Below are 20,136 nucleotides of genomic sequence, written 5' to 3' on the forward strand. Positions count from 1 at the left end.
GCGGATCCGGCAGGATCGGGGCATGACCGAACCGCGCGTCGCCCTGTACGTCGACTTCGAGAACCTCGTCGCGTCCCAGTACGACGCGGTCCACGGCCGCCACGCCTGGCAGCGCGACCGGGTGGTGCACGCGGCGGCGGACGACCCCGTGGTGGCGCCCCGGCTGGAGGCCTCGCGGCTCGACGTCGACGCGATCGTGGACTACGCGGCGTCCCTCGGGGTGGTGGCGATCAGCCGGGCGTACGCGAACTGGGCCTCGCCCGCCTTCTCCTCCTACGCGCGGGACCTGACGTCCCGCGCGATCGACCTCACGCAGCTGTTCCCGCTGTCCGGGACGAAGAACGGCGCCGACATCCGGCTCGCGACGGACGTGGTGGACGACCTGACGCGCTACGCCGACCTCACCCACGTGCTCGTCGCCGCCGGCGACTCCGACTACGTGGCGGTGGCCCAGAAGGCGAAGCGCCTCGGCCGGTCCGTCGTCGGCGTGGGCGTCGCCGGGTCGATCGGCCGCTACTGGGAGGCCGCCTGCGACGAGTTCAAGCGGTACGACGCGCTGCCCGGCGTGGAGCCGGCCGTCGCGTCGCCGCCCGCGACCGCCGGCGGGGGCACCGCCTCCGACGAGGATCCCGACACGGACGACCGCGCCCGCCCCGTGCCGTACTCCAAGCTCTTCCGCCGCGCCGTCAACCTCGTGCAGAAGCAGCGCAGCGACGAGAAGGTGCCGTTGTCGGTGCTGAAGCAGGTGCTGGTGCGCATGAGCCCGGGCTTCGACGAGACGACGCTCGGCTTCGACTCGTTCTCCGCCTACGTCCGCGCCCAGGAGGGCGTCGAGACCGACGAGCGGAACCAGCACGTGTGGTTCGCGCGGTAGGTCGTCGCGTCGAGTTGGGTTGTTCGGCGCGGCGTTCGCGTCGAGCTTGGTCGAACGGCGGCGGGTCTCGGGGTTGTCCACAGCTCGTACGGCGGCTTGTCCGGCGTGGTTCAGAACTGTCGGTGGGTGCGGGTTGAGTGGTGGCCATGACGGGGGTCTGCTCAACGGGCGACGCCGATGGCTTCGGGCCACCGGTGCCGGAGCCCCCTGCCGACTTCTTGGTCGATCTGCCCGATCCCGATTGGTTGGAGCACGCGTTCACCACGGGGGAATGGCCCGTCGAGGCGACGCGCGGGTGCCGGATCGTGCGGCGCGGCGAGAGCCAGTACGACGCGCCTGAGCCGGCCGCGGAGCCGGCCGCGGAGCCGGAGCCTGGGTGGGTGGTGCCGGGCGTCGCCTCGAGTCCCGGTGCGGTCGACATGGGGCATCCGGTGCTGGAGGCAATCCGGGGGGCCACGGCCGTTCTCGCGGACGATGGGCGGACCGGGCTTGGGTGGCTGAGTGCGCCGCAGACCGGGATCGCCCTGGTCGACGCGCACCGGCTCGCCGCGCGCGCGTCGGCGCTGGTGGCCGTGTTGGTGCAGCACGCCGAGGAGGTCGAGCTCTACCGGCAGAACGGCGCCTCTACCGCCGCGGTATGGCTTGCGAACGCGACCGCCGTGACACGTCGCGACGCCTACCGTCTGGCCCGCATCGGTGAGGCCACGGCGGGCCGCTGTGCCACCCACCTCGGCCCGGGCTGCCTCAACGGCACCGTGAACACCGAACAGGCGGACGTCATCGTCAAGGCCCTCGACGCGCTCCCCGACGAGCTACCGGCCGAGCTGCGACTGCAGGCAGAGGAGACGCTCGTCGGGTTCGCCGCCGACCACGACGCCAAGGCCCTGCGAGCCCTGGGCAAGAAGATTCTCACCGTCATCGCCCCCGAGGTCGGCGAAGCCCACGAGGCCGCGCTGCTCGAACGGGAGGAACGCGAGGCCCGAGCCGTGTCGCGGTTGTCGATGGTCTCCGATGGCCACGGCAAGGTCCACGGACGGTTCACGCTGCCCGAGCTGCACGGGGCGATGCTCCGCAAGGCCCTCGATGCCTACGCCGCCCCGAAGCATCTCAACACCAACGACGACCCCGAGCAGCGGTTCGTCACCGGCCGCCCGACGCCGGAGCGCTACGGACAGGCCTTTCAGCAGCTGCTGGAGATGCTCGACGAGAAGGACCTCCCGGCCGCGGGCGGGACGGGTGCGACCGTCGTCGTGACCATGACGCTCGAGTCACTGCTCGATGGTCTGGCGGCCGCATCGCTTGACACCGGCGGCACCCTCAGCGCGGGCGAGGCGCGGCGGCTGGCGTGCGAGGCCGGGATCATCCCCGCCGTCCTCGGCAGCAACAGCGAGGTCCTCGACCTCGGCCGCACCGCCCGCTTCCACACCAAGGCCATGCGCACCGCCCTGGCCATCCGCGACAAAGGCTGCATCGCCGAGGGCTGCACGAGACCACCCCACCAGTGCCACGCCCACCACCTCACCCCGTGGGCGCACGGCGGCCACACCAACGTGCAAGACGGCTGCCTCCTCTGCGACCAGCACCACCACCAGATCCACGACCCGCTCTACCTCGTCGAACGCCTCGGCACCGGCAAGCTCCGCTTCACCCGCCGCGAGTGACCCCGCCCGGCGGGGACGTCAGCCCAGCGAGGCCAAGCGCTCGGCGACGACCCGCTCGATCTCCTCACCGATGGGCCACCAGGCCTCGTCGAGCTCGTCCCAGAGCTCTTCCTGCTCCTCGGTGAGGTCGTCGTGGCAGTCGTTCGGACGCATGTCGAGGTAGGCCGCTTCAGCGCGCGCCAGCAGGTCGGCCGCCTCGACCAGCCCCACGGAACGCAGAGCCGTGAGCGCGTCGGCGACCAACGGTCCGCTCGTCTCGCGGTTGTTCTCGATCATGCCGAGGAGGCCTCCGTTGCCCACCACACCGACCAGTGCGACCAGCGCGCCGAGGTCCCACCGCTCGCGGTCGACCGGGGCCGCCAGCGCGTCCCGCGGCACCGTGCACTCGTTCCAGAAGTCGACCGCGACCTTCTCCCTGTCCCGTTCCACCACGTCCGCCACTCCCTCCCGATTGGCCCGGCGGGCCCCGACTCACGCACTATCGTCGCCGCAGTCCGCACGAAGGGGGAACGTCGGTTGAACCAGGCCAGCACGCAGCGGCGCGACATCCAGGGGTTGCGCGCGTTCGCTGTGACAGCCGTGGTCCTCGACCACCTGCTGGGCTGGCCGCACGGCGGGTTCGTCGGCGTCGACGTCTTCTTCGTCATCTCCGGCTTCCTCATCACCGGCATCCTGCTGCGCGAGCACGAGCGCACGGGCACGATCTCCTTCACCGGCTTCTACCGCCGCCGCGCCAAGCGCATCCTGCCGGCATCGATCCTGGTGCTGGCGGTGACGGTGGCGTTGTCCTACGCCCTCGTCGGCAAGCTGCGCGCCGACAGCATCGCCACCGACGGCCTCTGGGCCCTGTTCTTCGGCGCGAACTGGCGGTTCACGACGCAGGCGACGGACTACTTCGCGGCCAACGGCCCGGTCTCGCCGCTCCAGCACTACTGGTCGCTGGCGGTCGAGGAGCAGTTCTACTTCGTGTGGCCGTGGCTGATGCTGGGCGTCCTCGCCCTCCTCGCGGCCCGCACCCGCCGTCGCACCGGAACGACCCCGCACACGACCACCCGCCCCGACCACCACCGCCTCGTCGTCGGCGTCGTCCTGGCCGGCGTCGTCCTCGCCTCGTTCGCCTGGGCGCTGCACCAGACCGCGGCGGCCCCGTCGGCGGCGTACTTCTCCACCTTCACCCGCGTCTGGGAGCTCGGCCTCGGCGCCCTCGTCGCGGTCGCGGCGCCGCTGTGCGCCCGCATCCCCGACGCGGTCCGTCCCGTGCTGGCCTGGGGCGGGCTCCTCGGCATGACGGCCTCGCTGTGGCTGGTCACCGAGGACGCCGGCTTCCCCGCGCCGGCCGCCGCGCTCCCCGTCGTCGCGACGGCCCTCGTGATCGCGGCCGGCACCTTCGCCGAGCGGGGTCGCCAGCAGCGCTTCCTGCTCCCGTTGACGAACCCGGTGGCGGGCTACGTCGGCGACATCTCCTACTCGCTCTACCTGTGGCACTTCCCCGTCGCGATCCTCGGCGTCGTGGTGCTCGGCGACTCCCCGGTCGTGCTGGCCGGCCTGGGTGTCGTGATGCTCGTGCTCGCCGCGCACTCCTACCACCTCGTCGAGCAGCCCCTGCGGTCTGCGCCGTGGCGGCTCCCCCGCCGTACGCCGCGCCCGGCGCGCGCCGGGAGGAAGGGTCTCCTGCGCCCGGCGTACACGGGGGTCTTCCTCCTCGCCCTGGCCGCGGCGCCCGTGATGCCCTCCCTGGTGCTCGCCGACAACGGCGTGCGCACGCTGAGCGACGCGGACGTGGCGGCGATCGACGCGGAGACGCACGCGGAGTACACGCCCGCCGTCGCCGACCTGCAGACCGACATCCGGGTGGCGTTGGCCGCCGGGGCGTGGCCCGAGCTCGATCCGGCCATCGAGGAGGCCATGGCGGCCCGCGAGGTGCCGAGCAGCGTCATGCCGTGCGGCGACATCGACGGCGTCGACGTGGCGGGCTGCACGTTCGGCGAGCTCGACCGGGCGGCCGGTGGGCAGAGCATCGCGGTGGTGGGCGACTCGATCGCGGTCAACTACGTGCCGCTCCTCGCCGGCGCCCTCCCCGAGGGCTGGAGCCTGACGTCCCTGGGTGCCTACGGCTGCCCGTTCACCGACCTCCTCTCCGAGCACCCCGACGCCGCGATCGTCGACGGGTGCGAGCAGCGCAAAGCCGACGTCGTCGCCGCCGTCGAGGAGCTCCGGCCGGACGTGCTCGTGGTGGCGGACATGTACGCCCCCCGCACCGAGGTCGGCGAGGAGGGCACGATCACGCCCGAGCACTGGGCGGAGAGCACCCGCGCCCAGCTCGACGAGGTCGCCGACGCCGTGGGCCGCACCGTCGTCGTCGCGCCGCCGCCCTCCGACGTCAACATCGACGAGTGCTACAACCTCCTCTCCTCGCCCGTGGACTGCGTGAGCAAGGTCCGTGGCCAGTGGAGCGGGATGCGCGACGCCGAGGCGGCGATGGCCGAGGAGATGGGCGCGACCTACGTCGACAGCCGCGACTGGTTCTGTGCCGACGACCGCTGCCCCGCGTTCGTCGACGACACCCTGGTGAAGGTGGACCTCGTCCACTTCTCGCAGCCCTACCAGCGGCTCATGCAGCCGGCGTTCACCGAGCGGCTCGCGACGCTGGGCGTGGTCCCCGCCCCGGAGACCCCCGCCCCGGAGACCGCCGTCCCGGAGACCGCCGCCGCCTCTTGAACGCGGTTCAACAGCGTGTCACGATGCGGTCCATGACCGACCTCGGCACCCCGCTCGACCTGCCCTGCGGGCAGCGCCTGCCCAACCGCCTCATGAAGTCGGCGCTCTCGGAGGCCCTCGGCACCTCCGCGGGCGCGCCGACCCGCCGACTGGAGCGGTTGTACGACGCGTGGGCGGGCGGCGGCTGGGGCCTCGTCGTCACGGGCAACGTCATGGTCGACCTCCGCCACCGCGGCGAGCCCGGGAACGTCGTCGTCGAGGACGACCGGCACCTCGACGCCCTGCGCCGCTGGGCCGCCGGCTTCCGCGCCTCGGGCACCCCGCTCTGGATGCAGGTCAACCACCCGGGCCGCCAGGCCAACGTGCTCGTCGGCCGCACCCGCCCGGTCGCACCGAGCGCCGTCGCCGCGGACGTCGCGGTCGCCACCCGGCCCCGCGCCCTGTCCGAGCCGGAGATCCGGGAGACGGTCGAGCGGTACGCCGCGACAGCCGCCGTCGCCGAGTCCGCCGGCTTCGACGGGGTGCAGGTCCACGGCGCCCACGGCTACCTCGTCACCCAGTTCCTCTCGCCCCGCTCCAACCAGCGCACCGACGCGTGGGGCGGCGACCCGGAGCGCCGGCGCCGCTTCCTGCTCGAGGTCGTGCGCGCGATCCGGGAGCGGGTGTCCCCCGGCTTCGCCGTCGGCATCAAGCTCAACTCCGCCGACTTCCAGCGTGGCGGCTTCACCGAGTCGGAGTCGCGCGAGGTCGTGGCGGCGCTCGCCGAGGAGGGCATCGACCTCCTCGAGGTCTCGGGCGGCACCTACGAGTCGCCCGTCATGTTCGGCCCCGACACCCGCCGCGCGTCGACACGCGAGCGCGAGGCCTACTTCCTGGAGTACGCCGCGTCCGTCCGCGACGCGGCCGGCGGCGTGCCCGTCGCGGTCACGGGCGGCTTCCGCACCCGCGCGGCGATGACCGCGGCGCTCGGGGGCGACGCCCCGGCGGACGGCGCCGGCACGGGAGCCGCCCCCACAGGAGCGCAGGGCGAGTGCGACGTCATCGGCCTCGGGCGCCCGGCCTCGGCGTACCCCCACGTCGCCCGCGACCTCCTCGACGGCCGCCTCGAGCGCATCGAGCTCCCGGCCGTGCAGGTGGGGGCCCGCCGGCTCGTCCGCCGCCTCGCGCCGCTGCACACCGTCGACAGCGCGCTCGACCTGTCGTGGCACACCGACCAGCTGCACCGTCTCGGCGCCGGCAAGGCACCCGACCTGACCCGCCCGTGGTGGCGCACCGCCGTCGCCGCGACGCTCCGCAACGGGCCCGGCGCCTTCGTGCCGAAGCGGGGCTAGGTGCCCGAGGGCGACAGCGTCCACCTGCTGGCGCGGCGGCTCGACCGCTCGCTGCGCGGCCGCACCCTCGCGCGCAGCGACCTCCGCGTGCCGCGGTTGGCGACGAAGGACCTCGCGGGGCGCGAGGTGCTCGAGCACGCGACCCACGGCAAGCACCTCCTGACCCGCTTCTCGGGCGGCGTCACCCTCCACTCCCACCTGCGGATGGACGGCAGCTGGACCGTCACCGGCGCCGGCAAGCGCCTCCCGCGCCGCCTGCTCCCCGACGTGCGGGTCGTGCTCGAGACGACGGCGGGGCCGACCGCCTGGGGCCAGAAGCTGCATGACCTGGCGCTCGTGGCCACCGCCGACGAGTCAGCTGTCGTGGGTCACCTCGGCCCCGACCCGCTGCGGGACGACTGGGACCCGCAGGAGGCGGTACGGCGCCTGCTCGCCCACCCGACGACACCCCTGGTCTCCGCCCTGCTCGACCAGACGAACCTCGCCGGGCTCGGCAACCTGTGGGTCAACGAGCTCGCCTTCCTCGTGGGCCGCAGCCCGTGGACGCCGGTGGGCGAGGTGGACGTCCCCGCCCTCGTCGACCGTGCCGCCACGGCGCTGCGCCACTCGGCGACCGTGCCGGGTGCCTACCAGGTGACGACGGGGATCGCGCGACGCGGCGAGAGCCACTGGGTCGCCGGCCGGGCGCGACGCCCGTGCCTGCGCTGCGGCACAACGGTGCAGGTGGTGGCCGAGCTGCCGAACGACGCGGCCCATCGTCGTACGTGGTGGTGCCCGCGCTGCCAGCCCGGTCCGGGTCCGGAGGTCCGGGTGCCGTCCGTGCCGCGCTGACGGTCACGGTCCACGGCACCCGGCTCAGCCGTGCCGCTCGCGGTAGCGCAGCGCCGCCGCGGGGTGCAGCGGTACCGGGAAGGTGTCGAAGAGGGTGGCGGGCGCCAGGTACTGCAACCCTCCCGACGGCTGCGGCACCAGCTGGGGTCCGGCCTCGAACAGCGTGTCGACGACGTGCGCGACCGTCTCGTCGTCGAGCCCGGGCCGGCAGAGGAGGTGAACGGCGACGCCGGCCGTGCGCACGTCGGCGGCCTGGTCCCAGACGTCGCGGGGCAACCGCACGCTCTGGTACGGCGCGGCCGGGCCCCGCGCCGCGTCCACCAGGCCACCCAGGTCGAGGGCCCGCACGGGATGGGTGCGCACCAGGGAGGCGAGCTCCGGCGACGGCTGACCGCCCCACCACAGCAGGGCGTCGACGGTCCCGCCGGCGAGGGCGACGACCCCCGTGCCGTGGGAGGCGGCACGGAGCTGGACGCCCAGGGCCGGCTCGAGGAGACGGCGGGCCGTCTCGGCGGAGCCGGACCCCAGCGGGCCGACCGCGACGCGACCGCCCGCGAGGTCGCGCGCGGAGCGGAACGGGCTCGTGGCCCGCACGAGGCAGTGCAGCGTCGTCTGGTAGAGCCGGGCCACCGCGACGGCGGCGTCGACGTCCACCGCCACGGCGTCGGCCAGGCTGGGCGCCAGGTCGGCCGAGCCCGCGCGCAGGAGGGCGAGGTTGTCGAGCGAGCCGCCGCTGGCGACCACCCGCACGCGACCGACGGGTCCGGTGCCCCGCAGCTCACCGCCGAGGAGACGGGCGAACCGGGTGAAGCTGCCGCCGAGCTCGCCCCCCGCGACCACCAGGTCGCGGGCCGCGCGGCGCGTGTCGGACGAGACGGCCGCCGGCCCCAGGGTCGCGAGGCCGGCGGTCAGCGCCGCGCCGCCCGCGGCACGGACGAGGCCGCGGCGCGAGACGCGGCCCGTCATCGGCGCCCCTCGACGCGGGGCAGGTCGAGCTCGACGGCGAGGCCGCCGGCGGCGGACCGGCGCACGGTCATCGTGCCGCCGTTCGCCCGGGCGAGGGCGTCGACGAGCGCTAGGCCCAGGCCGGTGCCCGGGCGGTCGGCGTGGCGCGAGGAGCGCCAGAACCGCTCGCCGACGCGCACCAGCTCCTCGTCGGTGAGGCCGGCGCCGTCGTCCTCGACGGTCACCGTCGCCCGGTCCCCGATCCGGTCCCCCGCCCCCTCACCGGCCGGCCCACCGTCGACCGGCGCGAGCGTGGCGCCCGGCGCGAGGGTGACGTGGATGCGGGGCGCCTCGCCGGCGTACTTCACCGCGTTCTCGATGGCGGTGTCGACCATCTCGACCAGGTCGTGCACGGTCACCGCGAGCACGACGTCGGGCGCGACGGTGGCCGTGACCGCGGCGCCGGTCGGCGCCCAGCGCTCGGCGAGGTGGGCCTCGAGCGCGGCGCCGTCGCTGGTCCCGCCCGCCGGCGGTCCGCCCTCGCGCACGGCGAGGGCGGCCCGGCGCTCGTTGATCCGGTGCTCGGCCTCCGCGAGCCCGAGGAGCCGGTCGACCGTGCTGTCGAGGCGGTCGAGGTCGCGCTGTACCGCGGTCACCACGCCGGGGTCGGCCGTGCCGTCCCCGGCCAGCAGGTCGACGTGGAGCCGCACGGCGGCCAGCGGGTTGCGCAGCTGGTGGGAGGTGCTGGCCACGAGGTCCCGCTGCTGCTCGACCGTCGTGGCCAGCGTCGTCGCCATCAGCCGGAACGAGGTGGCCAGCCGCCGCAGCTCGGGCGGGCCGGAGAGCGTGAGGTCGTGGACGGGGGCGCCGCTCGTCAGGGCGTGGGTGGCCCGGTCGAGGCGGTGGACGGGACGCACGATCCAGCCCGTCGTCCAGACGGTCGCCGCCGCCAGGGCGACGAGGCCGAGCGACACGGGGACCAGCAGCACGAGCCAGCCCTGGAGCACCGCGCGCTGGGAGCGCCGGAGGTCCACCTCGGTGACGACCACGCCGCCCGCGAGGTCCTGCTCGATCGCCACCGGCGTCGAGAGCAGCACCCGGTCGGCCGACCAGGGGGTGACGAGCGGGACGTCGAGCTGCGCGAGGTTGGTGCCGAAGTCCCGCACCCGCTGCAGCACCTCCTCGGCGCCGGGGTCGAGGTCGCCGACGGCGGCCAGCACGCGGGCGGAGTCGTCGAGCACGATGACGTCCTCGCCGAACAGCGCGTGGTAGCGGTCGAGGTAGCGCTGCAGCGGCACCGTGTCGCCGTCCTCGATGGCCGCGCGCGCCAGGTCGGCCGTGCGCAGCACCGCCTCGCGCCGCTCCCGCTCGATCTCGCTCGTGCGCCGCTCGGCGATCGACTCCATGAGGGGGGTCAGCAGCAGGCCCAGGGCGACCACGACCACCACGAGCAGGGGCACCGCGACGCGCAGCCGCATCAGTCGACCTGCAGGCGGTAGCCGTAGCCGCGGATGGTCTCGACGAGCCCGGGCCGGCCGATCTTGCCGCGCAGCTGGGTCAGGTGCACGTCGCAGGAGCGGGCGGCGCTGTGGGAGGTGTCGCCCCAGACCTCGTCGAGCAGCAGCTGCTTGCTGACCGCCTCACCGGGGCGGCGCGCGAGCACGGCGAGCACCGCGAACTCCTTCGTCGTGAGGGCGACCTCCGCGCCGCCCACGACCACCCGCCGGCTGGCGAGGTCGACCTCGACGTCGCCAGAGACGACCCGCTGCCCCGCGTCGGACCCGACGTCCTGGGCGCCCCGGCGGCGGGTGACGACCCCCAGGCGGGCGAGCAGCTCACTCATCCGGATCGGCTTGACCAGGTAGTCGTCCGCGCCCAGGTGGAGCCCGCGCACCACCGAGCGCTCGTCGCCGCGGGCGGAGACGATGAGGACCGGGACGTCCGAGACCTGCCGCAGGCCCTGCAGCACGTCGAAGCCGTCGCCCGCGGCGAGGCCGAGGTCGAGCAGCACGGCGTCCGCTCCCCGGTGCCGCCGCAGCGCGTCGTCGGACCGGGTCGCCCGCACGGTGGCGTGCCCGTGACGCTCGAGCACGGCGCGGAGCGCGCTCGCGACCGAGTCGTCGTCCTCGACGATGAGGATCCTCATGCGGCGCATCGTAGGGACCCCCGCACCGGCGTGGGGGCATTCCGGGAGCGGTCGCCCGGTGCTTTCCTAAGGCCACGTTAGGAAGCGGCACTCGCTAGAGACGCGTGACCCAGGTCACTCCTACGGTCGGTCCACCTCGCCGGGTTCGGGACCCGCGCAGGGCAGTCCACCGCAGCGGCAGTCACCTGCCCTGCCCGTCGTACGGAGCCACCATGCCCACGAAGAACAGCCCCGCCCGCCGCACCGCCGTCCGCGGCACCACCGCCGCCGCCGGCCTCGCCACGCTCGCCCTCGTCGCCGCCACCGGCTGCGCACCCGGCAGCAGCAGCGCGAGCGGCGAGGGCTACCCCGACCGCAACATCGAGGTCGTCGTGCCCTTCGCCGCCGGCGGTCCCACCGACACCGTGACCCGCCTCGTCGGCGACCCCATGGCGGAGGAGCTCGGCGTCCAGCTCATCGTGCAGAACGTCGAGGGCGCGGGCGGTACGGTCGGCGCGGGTCAGGTCGCGAGCGCCCGCGACGACGGCTACACGCTCCTCATGCACCACATCGGCATGTCGACCGCCCCGACGCTGTACGACGACCTCGCCTACGACCCGCTGGAGGACTTCGAGCCGGTCGGCCTCGTCACCGAGGTGCCGATGACGATCATCGCCCGCGGCGACCTGGAGCCCGACAGCCTCGAGGACCTGTTCGCCTACCTGGAGGAGAACGAGGGCGACGTCACCATCGCCAACGCCGGTGTCGGGTCCGCCTCCCACCTGTGCGGCCGCCTCATCCAGCAGGAGCTCGGCATCGAGCTGCAGGAGGTGCCCTACGACGGCGCCGCGCCCGCGATCGCCGACCTCGTCGGCGGCCAGGTCGACGTGCTGTGCGACCAGACCACCAACACGACGGGCCAGATCGAGGCGGGCGACGTGAAGGCCTACGCCGTCACCACGCCCGAGCGCGTCGAGTCGCTCCCCGACCTGCCCACCACGGCCGAGGCCGGCTTCCCCGAGGTCGAGGTCGCGGTGTGGCACGCGCTGTACGCGCCGGCCGGCACCCCGTCGGAGATCATCTCCACGCTGCGCGACGCCCTCGCCGTGGCGCTCGAGGACTCGTCGGTCATTGACCAGATGGCCAGCCTCGGCACCGCCCCGGTGGCCGCCGACCAGGTGGAGCCCGAGGCCGTGACGACGAAGCTCACCGAGCAGATCGACCTCTGGGGCGACGTCCTCAGCTGAGGCCTCGCACCACCCCTCCCGCAGAGCCCCGGGGCCGGGCGGCCGCGCCACCGCGCGACCCACCCGCCCGGCCCCGGACACCACCCGTCGTGGCCGCGTCGCCGCGCCCTGCCCGCGACCGCCCCTCAGCGCACCTCGGAGAGACCCATGTCGTCACCACCCCCCAGCAGCACCGAACCCGACGCCGGTACGACGGGGTCCGGCCTCCACGACAAGCACGGCGACCTCGTGGCCGGTGTCCTGTTCGTCGGCCTGGGCCTCGCCTTCGCCGTCCCCTCGCTCGGCTACGGCCTCGGCACCTGGGGCGAGATGGGCGCCGGGATGTTCCCGTTCGTGCTCGGCCTCGGCCTCGTCGGACTGGGCGCCGCGATCGCCCTCGGCACGGTCCGCGGCGGCGAGTCGACGCCCGGCCTCACGCGCCTCCCGTGGCGCGCGATCGTGTGCGTCACCGGCGCGGTCGTGGCGTTCGCCTACCTGATCCCCGTGCTCGGCCTGATCCCGACCACGGTGATCACCGTCTTCGTCACCTGCCTCGCCTCCCCCACGACGACCCTGGTGAAGGCGGCGCTCGCCACCACCGGCATCACGGTCGCCTGCTACGTCGTCTTCGTCCTCGCGCTGCAGCTCCGGCTGCCGCTGTACTGGTTCTGAGGGGGCGACCGTGGACCTCTTCTCGAACCTCGCGCTCGGCCTCGAGACGGCCCTGCAGTGGGAGAACGTGCTCTTCTGCCTCATCGGCGTGGCCCTCGGCACCGCCGTCGGCGTGCTGCCCGGCATCGGCCCCACCGCGACCATCGCGATGCTGCTGCCGATCACCTTCAACTTCGACAGCCCGACCACCGCGCTCATCATGCTGGCGGGCATCTACTACGGCGCCCAGTACGGCGGCTCGACCACCGCGATCCTCATCAACCTCCCCGGTGAGTCGTCGTCGGCGGTGACGGCGATCGACGGCCACGAGATGGCCCGGCGCGGCCGCGCCGGCGTCGCGCTGGCCACCGCGGCCCTCGGCTCCTTCGCCGCGGGCACCGTGGCGACGGTCGTGCTCGCCGTCGCGGCACCCCCGCTGGCGAAGGTCGCGCTGTCGTTCGGCGCAGCGGAGTACTTCGCCCTCGTCGTGCTCGGCCTCGTCATGTCGATCGCCCTGGCGCGCGGCTCCGTGCTCAAGGCCCTCGCCATGATCGCGCTCGGCATCCTCTTCGGCACCGTCGGCCAGGACACCTACACGGGGCAGCCCCGGTTCGCCTTCGGGATCCCCGAGCTCTTCTCCGGCATCAGCTTCGTCGCCCTGGCGGTCGGCGTGTTCGGCATCGCCGAGATCCTCCGCAACCTGCGCGACCCGCAGAGCCGCGGCGGACTGGTCGGCGGGGTCTCGAGCCTCTGGCCGAGCCGCGCCGACTTCAAGCGGATGCCCGGCCCCGTCGGGCGCGGCACCGTGGTCGGCTCGCTGCTCGGCATCCTGCCGGGCGGCGGCCACATCCTGGCGTCGTTCGCGTCGTACTCCATGGAGAAGAAGCTCTCGAAGAACCCCGGCGAGTTCGGGCACGGCGCCATCGAGGGCGTCGCGGGCCCGGAGTCCGCGAACAACGCGGCCGCGCAGACGTCCTTCATCCCGCTGCTGACGCTCGGCATCCCGTCCAACCCGGTGATGGCGCTCATGATCGGCGCGTTCATCATCCAGGGCATCACCCCGGGGCCGACCGTGATCGACGAGCAGCCCGCGCTCGTGTGGGGCCTCATCGTGTCGATGTTCGTCGGCAACGCGCTGCTCGTGGCGCTCAACCTGCCGCTCATCGGGATCTGGGTGCGGATGCTGAAGACGCCGTACTGGATCCTCTTCCCCACGATCGTGGTGCTGGCGTCGATCGGCACCTACGCGGTCGGCCTCAACGCCTACCACGTGCTGATGATCGCGTTCTTCGGCCTGCTCGGCTTCGTGCTCATCCAGTGCGGCTGCGAGCCGGCGCCGCTGCTGCTCGGCTTCGTGCTCGGTCCGCTGCTCGAGGACAACTTCCGCCGGGCGATGCTCATCTCGCAGGGCGACCCGTCGACCTTCGTCACGCGGCCGCTGTCCGCCTCGCTCCTGGCCGTCGGCCTGGCCGTGCTGGTCGTGTCGGTGCTGCCCGCGATCCGCAAGAAGCGCGACGTCGTCTTCGTCGAGGACGACTGAGCCGGCCCGGCTCCCCCCCACCCCTCGATCCCCCCCACCCCTCGATCCCCCTCACCCGCAGGAGCACACCGTGACCGTCCTCATCGCCCACGCCGCCACCGACACCGCCGAGGCGGTGCTGGCGACCGGCCTCCACTACGCCGAGCGTCTCGGTGTCCCCGCCCACGTCGTCAACGTGCTCACCGGGGAGGCGCCGCTCGAGGAGCGCGGCGCCTCGCCGGACGACCTGACCGAGCTCCGGGCGCGCGTCGCGGGCGCCGCGGTCGCCGTGGAGGTCGAGCAGCTGCGCGACCCCGACCCCTCCGAGGCGATCCTCACCCGCGCGGCCGAGCTGGGCGCGGTGCTCGTCGTCGTCGGCGTGCGCCGGCGCAGCCCCGTCGGGAAGCTGCTCCTCGGCAGCGTGTCGCAGAAGGTGATCCTCGAGGCGGAGATCCCGGTGCTCGCCGTGAAGTAGCCCCGCACCTCCAGAACAGGACGGCCCCACCCCGACCGACCGGCCCCGCGATCCTCGCGGGGTCGGTCGTCGCTTTTCCCCGCGCCTCTAGCCAGCAACTGGCACATCGCATATTGTATTTCGCATGCCGGTTCCCTCCTCCGCCGTGCCGCGGACCCCCCTCCTGCGTGAGCGCGTCTTCACGACCCTCCGCGCAGCGATCGTCGACGGCACGCTGCAGCCCGAGGAACGGCTGGTCGAGACGGAGCTCTGCGCGTGGCTCAACGTGAGCCGCACCCCGGTGCGCGAGGCGCTCGGCCGGCTCGAGCAGATCGGCCTCGTGCTCGTGCGGCCCAGCAGCTCCACGATCGTCAGCCCGCTCAGCACGCGGGCGGCGGCCGAGGCGCAGGCCGTGGCGGCCAGCCTCCACGAGCTGGCGGCCCGCGAGGCCGTGCCGCTGCTCCGCGACGAGCACGTGGACGCGATGACGGCGGCGAACGACCGCTTCGCCGACGCGCTGGCTCGCGGCGACGTGCAGGCGGCGATCGAGGCGGACGACGCGTTCCACGGCGTCTTCGTCGACCTGGCCGCCAACCGGATGCTCGCCGGCGTCCTCGAGGACGTCACCCCGCTGCTGCGCCGCATGGAGCGGGCCCGCTTCGCGACCCTCGTCGGCCGGGCCTCGGTCGGCCAGCACCGCCAGATCATCGAGCACGCGCTCCTCGGCGACGTCGACGCCGCCGCCCGCGCCACCCGTGAGAACTGGCTGACGCTCGACCCCGCGGCCGACTGACCGCACCCCACCTCGTACGGCCCCACCACCCCACTGGAGGAGAACCCCATGAGCTTCGACGGCCTCGACCGGTTCGAGCGTTACCCCCTGCTGTTCGGCCCCAGCCCCGTGCACCCGCTGCAGCGGCTCACCGAGCACCTCGGCGGCGCGCAGATCTGGGCCAAGCGGGAGGACTGCAACTCCGGCCTCGCCTACGGCGGCAACAAGACGCGCAAGCTGGAGTACATCGTGCCGGACGCGATCGCCCAGGGCGCGGACACGCTCGTCTCCATCGGCGGCTACCAGTCCAACCACACCCGCCAGGTCGCCGCGGTGGCCGCCAGGCTGGGCATGAAGGCGCGCCTCGTGCAGGAGAAGTGGGTGGACTGGCCGGACGCGGTCAACGACAAGGTCGGCAACATCCTGCTCTCGCGGATCATGGGCGCCGACGTGCGGCTCGACCCCGCCGGCTTCGACATCGGCATCCGCAACTCGTGGGAGCAGGCGCTGGAGGAGGTCCGCGCGGCCGGGGGCACGCCGTACGGCATCCCCGCCGGCGCGTCCGAGCACCCCCTCGGCGGTCTCGGCTTCGCCAACTGGGCGCGCGAGGTGGAGCAGCAGGAGGCCGAGCTCGGCGTCTTCTTCGACACCATCGTCGTCTGCACCGTCACCGGCTCCACGCACGCGGGCATGATCGCGGGCTTCGCCGCCACCGAGCGGCCCCGCCGGGTGATCGGCATCGACGCCTCCGCCACCCTCGAGAAGACGCGCGCGCAGGTCGAGCGGATCGCGCGCCACACCGCCGACCTCATCCAGATCGGCCGCGACCTCCGCGACGACGAGATCACCGTGCTCGAGGGCTGGGCGGGCGACCTCTACGGCATCCCCGTGCAGTCGACGCTCGACGCGATCCGCCTCAGCGGCGAGCTCGAGGGCATGATCATCGACCCCGTCTACGAGGGAAAGTCGATGGCCGGGCTCGTGGACCTGGTGCGCTCGAAGGAGATCCCGGACGACGCGACGGTGCTCTACGCGCACCTGGGCGGCCAGCCGGCGCTGAACGCCTACTCCGGCATCTTCTCCTGACCCCACCGCGGGACCCGTAGCACCCGCAGCACCCGAAGCACGAGGAAGGCGCGAGCGCATGACGACGGCATCCCCCACCGGCCAGCAGACCGGCCAGCAGACCGGCCAGCAGACCGGACCGCAGACGGTCTCCGCGAGCGACCTGGCGACGCTCGAGGGCATCGCGACCCGCGTGCGGTGGCTCGCCACCGCCATCGTCGACGCCGCCAACCGGGGGCGGGAGAACCACAGCGGGATCAAGGTCGGCGGCCACCAGGCCTCCAGCGCCTCGATGGTCGAGATCATGGTCTCGCTGTGGTTCGCCGAGCTCGAGAACGGCGACCGCGTCTCGGTGAAGCCCCACGCCTCCCCCGTGCTGCACGCGGTCAACTACCTGCTGGGGGACCTCGACCCGAAGTACCTGCCCACCCTCCGGGAGCTGGGCGGACTGCAGTCCTACCCGAGCCGGCTCAAGGACCCCGACACGGTGGACTTCTCCACCGGCTCGGTCGGGATCGGCGCGACCGCGGCACTGTGGGCCGCGGTCTCCCACCGGTACGTCGCGTCCCACTTCGACAGCACCCCGCCGGCCGGGCGCTTCATCAGCCTCCTGGGCGACGCCGAGCTCGACGAGGGCGCGATCTGGGAGGCGGTGGCCGACCCGGCGGTCGCCGGCCTGGGCGAGCTGCTCTGGATCGTCGACCTCAACCGGCAGTCGCTCGACCGCGTCGTGCCCGACCTGCAGATCCACCGCCTGACGGGCATGTTCGAGGCGGCCGGCTGGCAGGTGGTGACCCTCAAGTGGGGACGCACCATCCTCGGGCTCTTCGACCGGGAGGGCGGCGACGAGCTGCGGGAGCGGCTCGAGTCGATGCCGAACGAGGAGTACCAGCGCATCCTGCGCGCCGACCCCGACCAGCTCGTCGACCGCATCGCCGGTCCGGCGCCGAGCGAGCGCCTGCGCGCGCTCCTCGGGTCCCTGCCGGTGGCCGACCTCGCCGCGGCGGTGCGCGACCTCGGCGGGCACGACCTCGACCTGCTGCTCAGCACCTACCGGCAGATCGACCCCACGCGTCCGACGGTCGTCTTCGCCTACACGGTGAAGGGCCGCGGCCTGCCCACCGAGGGTCACCCCAACAACCACTCGGCGCTCCTCACCGCCGACCAGATGACGCTCCTGGCGGAGCGCAGCGGCGCCGACCTGGACGACCCCTGGGCGCTCGCCGCGCCGGGCTCCGACGAGGCGCGCCTGTGCCGGGAGCGGGCGGACGTGCTCCGGCGCACGCCCCGGTCGGCCCCGCGGCCGCTCCGTGCCCCGGCGGAGCTGGGCCGCGCCCACCGCGCCCCGATCTCCACGCAGGCGGCGCTGGGCCGCGTGCTCGTCGATCTCAAGCGCGACGCGCCGGAGTTCGCGGCGCGGGTCGTCACGACCAGCCCCGACGTCGCCTCGTCGACCAACCTCGGCGGCTGGATCAACAAGTCGGGGGTCTGGTCGTCGAGCGAGCGCCGCGACTGGTTCGCCGACGACGCCGAGCGGGTGCTCAAGTGGTCGGAGCAGACGACCGGGCAGCACATCGAGCTCGGCATCGCCGAGGTCAACCTGGTGGGCCTGCTCGGCGAGCTCGGCACCACGTGGTCGCGCTGGAACGAGCGGCTCGTGCCGATCGCGACCATCTACGACCCGTTCGTCTCCCGCGCCCTCGAGCCGTGGTCCTACGGGATCTACGCCGGCGGCCAGTCGATCATCATCGGCACGCCGTCGGGCGTCACCCTCGCGCCGGAGGGAGGTGCGCACCAGTCGATCACCACCCCCTCGATCGGCCTCGAGCAGCCGGGCTGCGTGGCCTGGGAGCCCGCGTTCGCGCAGGACCTCGAGTGGTGCCTGCTCCACGCCATGGACCAGGTGGGCGTCGAGGGCGGCACCTCGGCGTACTTCCGCCTCTCCACCCGCCCGCTCGACCCCCGGCTCTCGGCACTGCCGGAGGACGGGGTGCTGCTGGAGCGGCGGCGCGCGCAGGCCATCGCGGGCGGCTACCGCATCACGACGCACGACCCCGCGGACGAGCAGGTGACCCTCGTGGGCGTCGGCGCGCTCATGCCGGAGGTGGTCGCCGCCGCGGAGCACCTCGCCGCCGCCGGCGTCACCGCGGGCGTGGTGTGCCTGACGAGCCCCGACCTGCTGTTCCGCTCCTCGCAGGGCCGGTCGCCGCAGGGCCGGGGGTCGGACATCGCCGACGTGCTCTTCCCCGCCGCCTTCCCGACACCCCTGGTCACCGTCATGGACGGCCACCCCCACACGCTGTCGTTCCTCGCGAGCCTGCGCGGCGACCGGTGCCGGAACCTCGGGGTGAGCGCCTTCGGGCAGTCCTCGAGCCTCGAGGACGCCTACCGCCTGCACGGCATCGACACCGCGAGCATCGTCGACGCGGGCCTCTCCCTCGTGGGGAGGTGACCCCTCGGGGTCGGGCTCAGAGGCGGGGGCGGTGCTGGTGCTGCGGGTCGACGAGCTGGTACGCCGCGGCGATCGCCAGCAGGAGCTCGTCCGAGCCGTCGGGGCCGACGACCTGGACCCCCACGGGCAGGCCGTCGACGTCGAAGCCGACCGGCACGGACACCGCGGGCAGCCCCGTCGCGGAGATGACCGTCGCCATGCGCATCCACTCGAGGTAGGTGTGCATCGTCTCGCCCTCGATCTCCTGCGGGTGCTCGAGGCGGGCGTCGAACGGCTGGACCTGGACGGCGGGGGCGACCAGCACGTCGTGCTCCGCGAAGAAGGCGTCGGTCGCGCGTCGCAGCCGGGCCCGGGCGAGCACGGCGGAGCGGTGGTCGTCGGCCGTGAGGGCGGCCCCCAGACCGAGGTTCCAGCGCAGCGCCGGCTTCAGCCGGTCGCGGTGGTCGCGGTAGAGGTCGGCGTAGCCCACGTAGAAGTCGTGGGCTCGGGTCGTCGCGAAGACCTCGTCGGCGTCGCGCAGGTCGGGCTCCGCGGTCACGACCTCCGCGCCGAGACCGGCGAGCCGGCCGGGTGCCTGCTCGGCGACGGCGAGCACGGCCTTCTCGACCGGGAGGCCGAGACCGAGGTCAGGGCTCCAGGCGACCCGGAGGCCCCGCAGGTCGCCCGCGGCGATCCCGGCGGGGACGGGCCGGGCCGGCGTCGGGACGAGCGCCGACGCCGGGGATCCGGCGCTCATCACGCCGAGCAGCAGGCGCACGTCCTCCACGGTGCGGGCCATCGGTCCCTTGCGAGAGATCCACGCCCAGGGGTCGGAGGACCCGAGCGGCACGCGTCCGGCGCTCGGCCGGAGCCCGACGAGGTTGGTGAACGAGGCGGGGGTGCGGATCGAGCCGCCCATGTCGCTGGCGTCGCCCGCGGGCTGGATGCCGGCCGCGATCGCCGCCGCGACGCCGCCGCTGGAGCCGCCGGCGCTCCGGGTCGGGTCGTAGGGGTTCGTCGTGGTGCCGAAGACCGGGTTGAAGGTGTGCGACCCCGCCGCCAGCTCCGGCACGTTGGTCTTGCCGGTCGTGACGACCCCCGCCGCCCGGAGCGCGGCGACGACCGGGGCGTCCCGCTCCGGCACGCGGTCGGCGAAGAGGGGCGACCCGAGGGTCGAGCGCATGCCCGCGACGTCGTGGCTGTCCTTGTGGGTCATCGGCACGCCGTGCAGCGGCGGCAGCGGACCGCCCGCGGCGGTGGTCTCGTCGGCGCGGGCCGCCTCGGTCCGCGCCCGCTCGGGGTCGAGGGTGCAGACGGCGTTGATCACGCCGTCGACCTCGTCGACACGGGCCAGGTGCGCCTCCACGGCCTCGCGCGACGACAGCTCGCGGCGGCGGATCAGGTCCGTCATCGCCGTCAGGGAGAGAGCGCAGATCTCGTCGTGGTCCATGTCGGCATCCTGCGGTCCGCGCGCACATCGCCGCCAACCCTCACCCGGCATTGGCCGCACGTGACGGTTCTGGCCGCGGTGGT

The 20,136-nt window shown here is 74.0% G+C and carries 17 protein-coding genes; 12 read left to right on the plus strand and 5 right to left on the minus strand.

What is annotated here, in order from left to right; genetic code table 11:
- The first annotated feature begins 22 nt into the window (after window positions 1-22).
- Together PIR53_15675 and PIR53_15680 are read left to right on the plus strand one after the other, a co-directional pair.
- On the plus strand, window positions 23-874 hold the full coding sequence (locus tag PIR53_15675; GenBank protein ID WZH51450.1) for an NYN domain-containing protein: 852 nt from the start codon (window positions 23-25) through the stop codon (window positions 872-874).
- Window positions 875-1,020: 146 nt separating this feature from the next.
- On the plus strand, window positions 1,021-2,535 hold the full coding sequence (locus PIR53_15680; protein WZH54466.1) for a DUF222 domain-containing protein: 1,515 nt from the start codon (window positions 1,021-1,023) through the stop codon (window positions 2,533-2,535).
- 18 nt (window positions 2,536-2,553) lie between these two features.
- Here PIR53_15680 and PIR53_15685 read toward each other — a convergent pair whose 3' ends face one another.
- Window positions 2,554-2,964 carry a DUF4375 domain-containing protein gene (locus tag PIR53_15685; protein WZH51451.1) on the minus strand — a complete coding sequence of 137 codons (411 nt, stop codon included), beginning with the start codon at window positions 2,962-2,964 and terminating at the stop codon, window positions 2,554-2,556.
- Between the two features lie 87 nt (window positions 2,965-3,051).
- On the opposite strand from PIR53_15685, the gene PIR53_15690 reads away from it, so the two are divergent.
- The 3 genes from PIR53_15690 to PIR53_15700 are packed head-to-tail and all read left to right on the plus strand — an operon-like array spanning window position 3,052 to window position 7,415.
- Window positions 3,052-5,253, plus strand: coding sequence for an acyltransferase family protein (locus PIR53_15690; protein WZH51452.1), 2,202 nt, complete (start codon window positions 3,052-3,054; stop codon window positions 5,251-5,253).
- Between the two features lie 32 nt (window positions 5,254-5,285).
- Window positions 5,286-6,584, plus strand: coding sequence for an NADH:flavin oxidoreductase/NADH oxidase family protein (locus PIR53_15695; protein ID WZH51453.1), 1,299 nt, complete (start codon window positions 5,286-5,288; stop codon window positions 6,582-6,584).
- On the plus strand, window positions 6,585-7,415 hold the full coding sequence (locus PIR53_15700; GenBank protein ID WZH51454.1) for a DNA glycosylase: 831 nt from the start codon (window positions 6,585-6,587) through the stop codon (window positions 7,413-7,415). It begins immediately after the preceding gene.
- A gap of 24 nt (window positions 7,416-7,439) precedes the next feature.
- Here the strand turns inward: PIR53_15700 and PIR53_15705 are convergent, their stop codons facing one another.
- From PIR53_15705 to PIR53_15715, 3 genes are read right to left on the minus strand one after another with little or no spacing between them, the layout of a single operon-like run.
- Entirely contained in the window at window positions 7,440-8,381 is a 942-nt protein-coding gene (locus PIR53_15705) for a TAXI family TRAP transporter solute-binding subunit (GenBank protein ID WZH51455.1), read from the minus strand.
- On the minus strand, window positions 8,378-9,838 hold the full coding sequence (locus PIR53_15710; GenBank protein ID WZH51456.1) for a HAMP domain-containing sensor histidine kinase: 1,461 nt from the start codon (window positions 9,836-9,838) through the stop codon (window positions 8,378-8,380). The genes PIR53_15705 and PIR53_15710 overlap by 4 nt, the downstream gene beginning before the upstream one ends.
- Window positions 9,838-10,506, minus strand: a complete 669-nt coding sequence (locus PIR53_15715; GenBank protein ID WZH51457.1) for a response regulator transcription factor — start codon at window positions 10,504-10,506, stop codon at window positions 9,838-9,840. The genes PIR53_15710 and PIR53_15715 overlap by 1 nt, the downstream gene beginning before the upstream one ends.
- Before the next feature lie 212 nt (window positions 10,507-10,718).
- Here PIR53_15715 and PIR53_15720 point away from each other — a divergent pair, with 212 nt between their 5' ends.
- The 7 genes from PIR53_15720 to PIR53_15750 all read left to right on the plus strand — a co-directional run bounded on the left by PIR53_15720 (window position 10,719) and on the right by PIR53_15750 (window position 18,624).
- The gene (locus tag PIR53_15720; protein WZH51458.1) at window positions 10,719-11,732 is read left to right on the plus strand and encodes a tripartite tricarboxylate transporter substrate-binding protein; all 1,014 of its coding nucleotides are present in this window, start codon (window positions 10,719-10,721) and stop codon (window positions 11,730-11,732) included.
- 147 nt (window positions 11,733-11,879) lie between these two features.
- Window positions 11,880-12,383 (plus strand): tripartite tricarboxylate transporter TctB family protein, encoded by a 504-nt coding sequence (locus PIR53_15725; protein ID WZH51459.1) that lies wholly within the window; start codon window positions 11,880-11,882, stop codon window positions 12,381-12,383.
- Between the two features lie 10 nt (window positions 12,384-12,393).
- On the plus strand, window positions 12,394-13,902 hold the full coding sequence (locus PIR53_15730; GenBank protein WZH51460.1) for a tripartite tricarboxylate transporter permease: 1,509 nt from the start codon (window positions 12,394-12,396) through the stop codon (window positions 13,900-13,902).
- 70 nt (window positions 13,903-13,972) lie between these two features.
- The gene (locus PIR53_15735; protein WZH51461.1) at window positions 13,973-14,356 is read left to right on the plus strand and encodes a universal stress protein; all 384 of its coding nucleotides are present in this window, start codon (window positions 13,973-13,975) and stop codon (window positions 14,354-14,356) included.
- A 124-nt stretch (window positions 14,357-14,480) separates the two neighbouring features.
- The gene (locus PIR53_15740) at window positions 14,481-15,128 is read left to right on the plus strand and encodes a GntR family transcriptional regulator (protein WZH51462.1); all 648 of its coding nucleotides are present in this window, start codon (window positions 14,481-14,483) and stop codon (window positions 15,126-15,128) included.
- 48 nt (window positions 15,129-15,176) lie between these two features.
- A complete protein-coding gene (locus tag PIR53_15745; protein ID WZH51463.1) occupies window positions 15,177-16,193 on the plus strand; it encodes a 1-aminocyclopropane-1-carboxylate deaminase in 1,017 nt (338 codons plus the stop codon).
- 58 nt (window positions 16,194-16,251) lie between these two features.
- Window positions 16,252-18,624, plus strand: coding sequence for a pyruvate dehydrogenase (locus PIR53_15750; protein WZH51464.1), 2,373 nt, complete (start codon window positions 16,252-16,254; stop codon window positions 18,622-18,624).
- Between the two features lie 16 nt (window positions 18,625-18,640).
- On the opposite strand, the gene PIR53_15755 is transcribed toward PIR53_15750, so the two are convergent.
- A complete protein-coding gene (locus PIR53_15755) occupies window positions 18,641-20,053 on the minus strand; it encodes an amidase family protein (GenBank protein ID WZH51465.1) in 1,413 nt (470 codons plus the stop codon).
- Window positions 20,054-20,136 lie beyond the last annotated feature (83 nt).

The organism is Nocardioides alkalitolerans (assembly GCA_038184435.1).
GTDB classification, from domain to species: domain Bacteria; phylum Actinomycetota; class Actinomycetes; order Propionibacteriales; family Nocardioidaceae; genus Nocardioides; species Nocardioides alkalitolerans_A.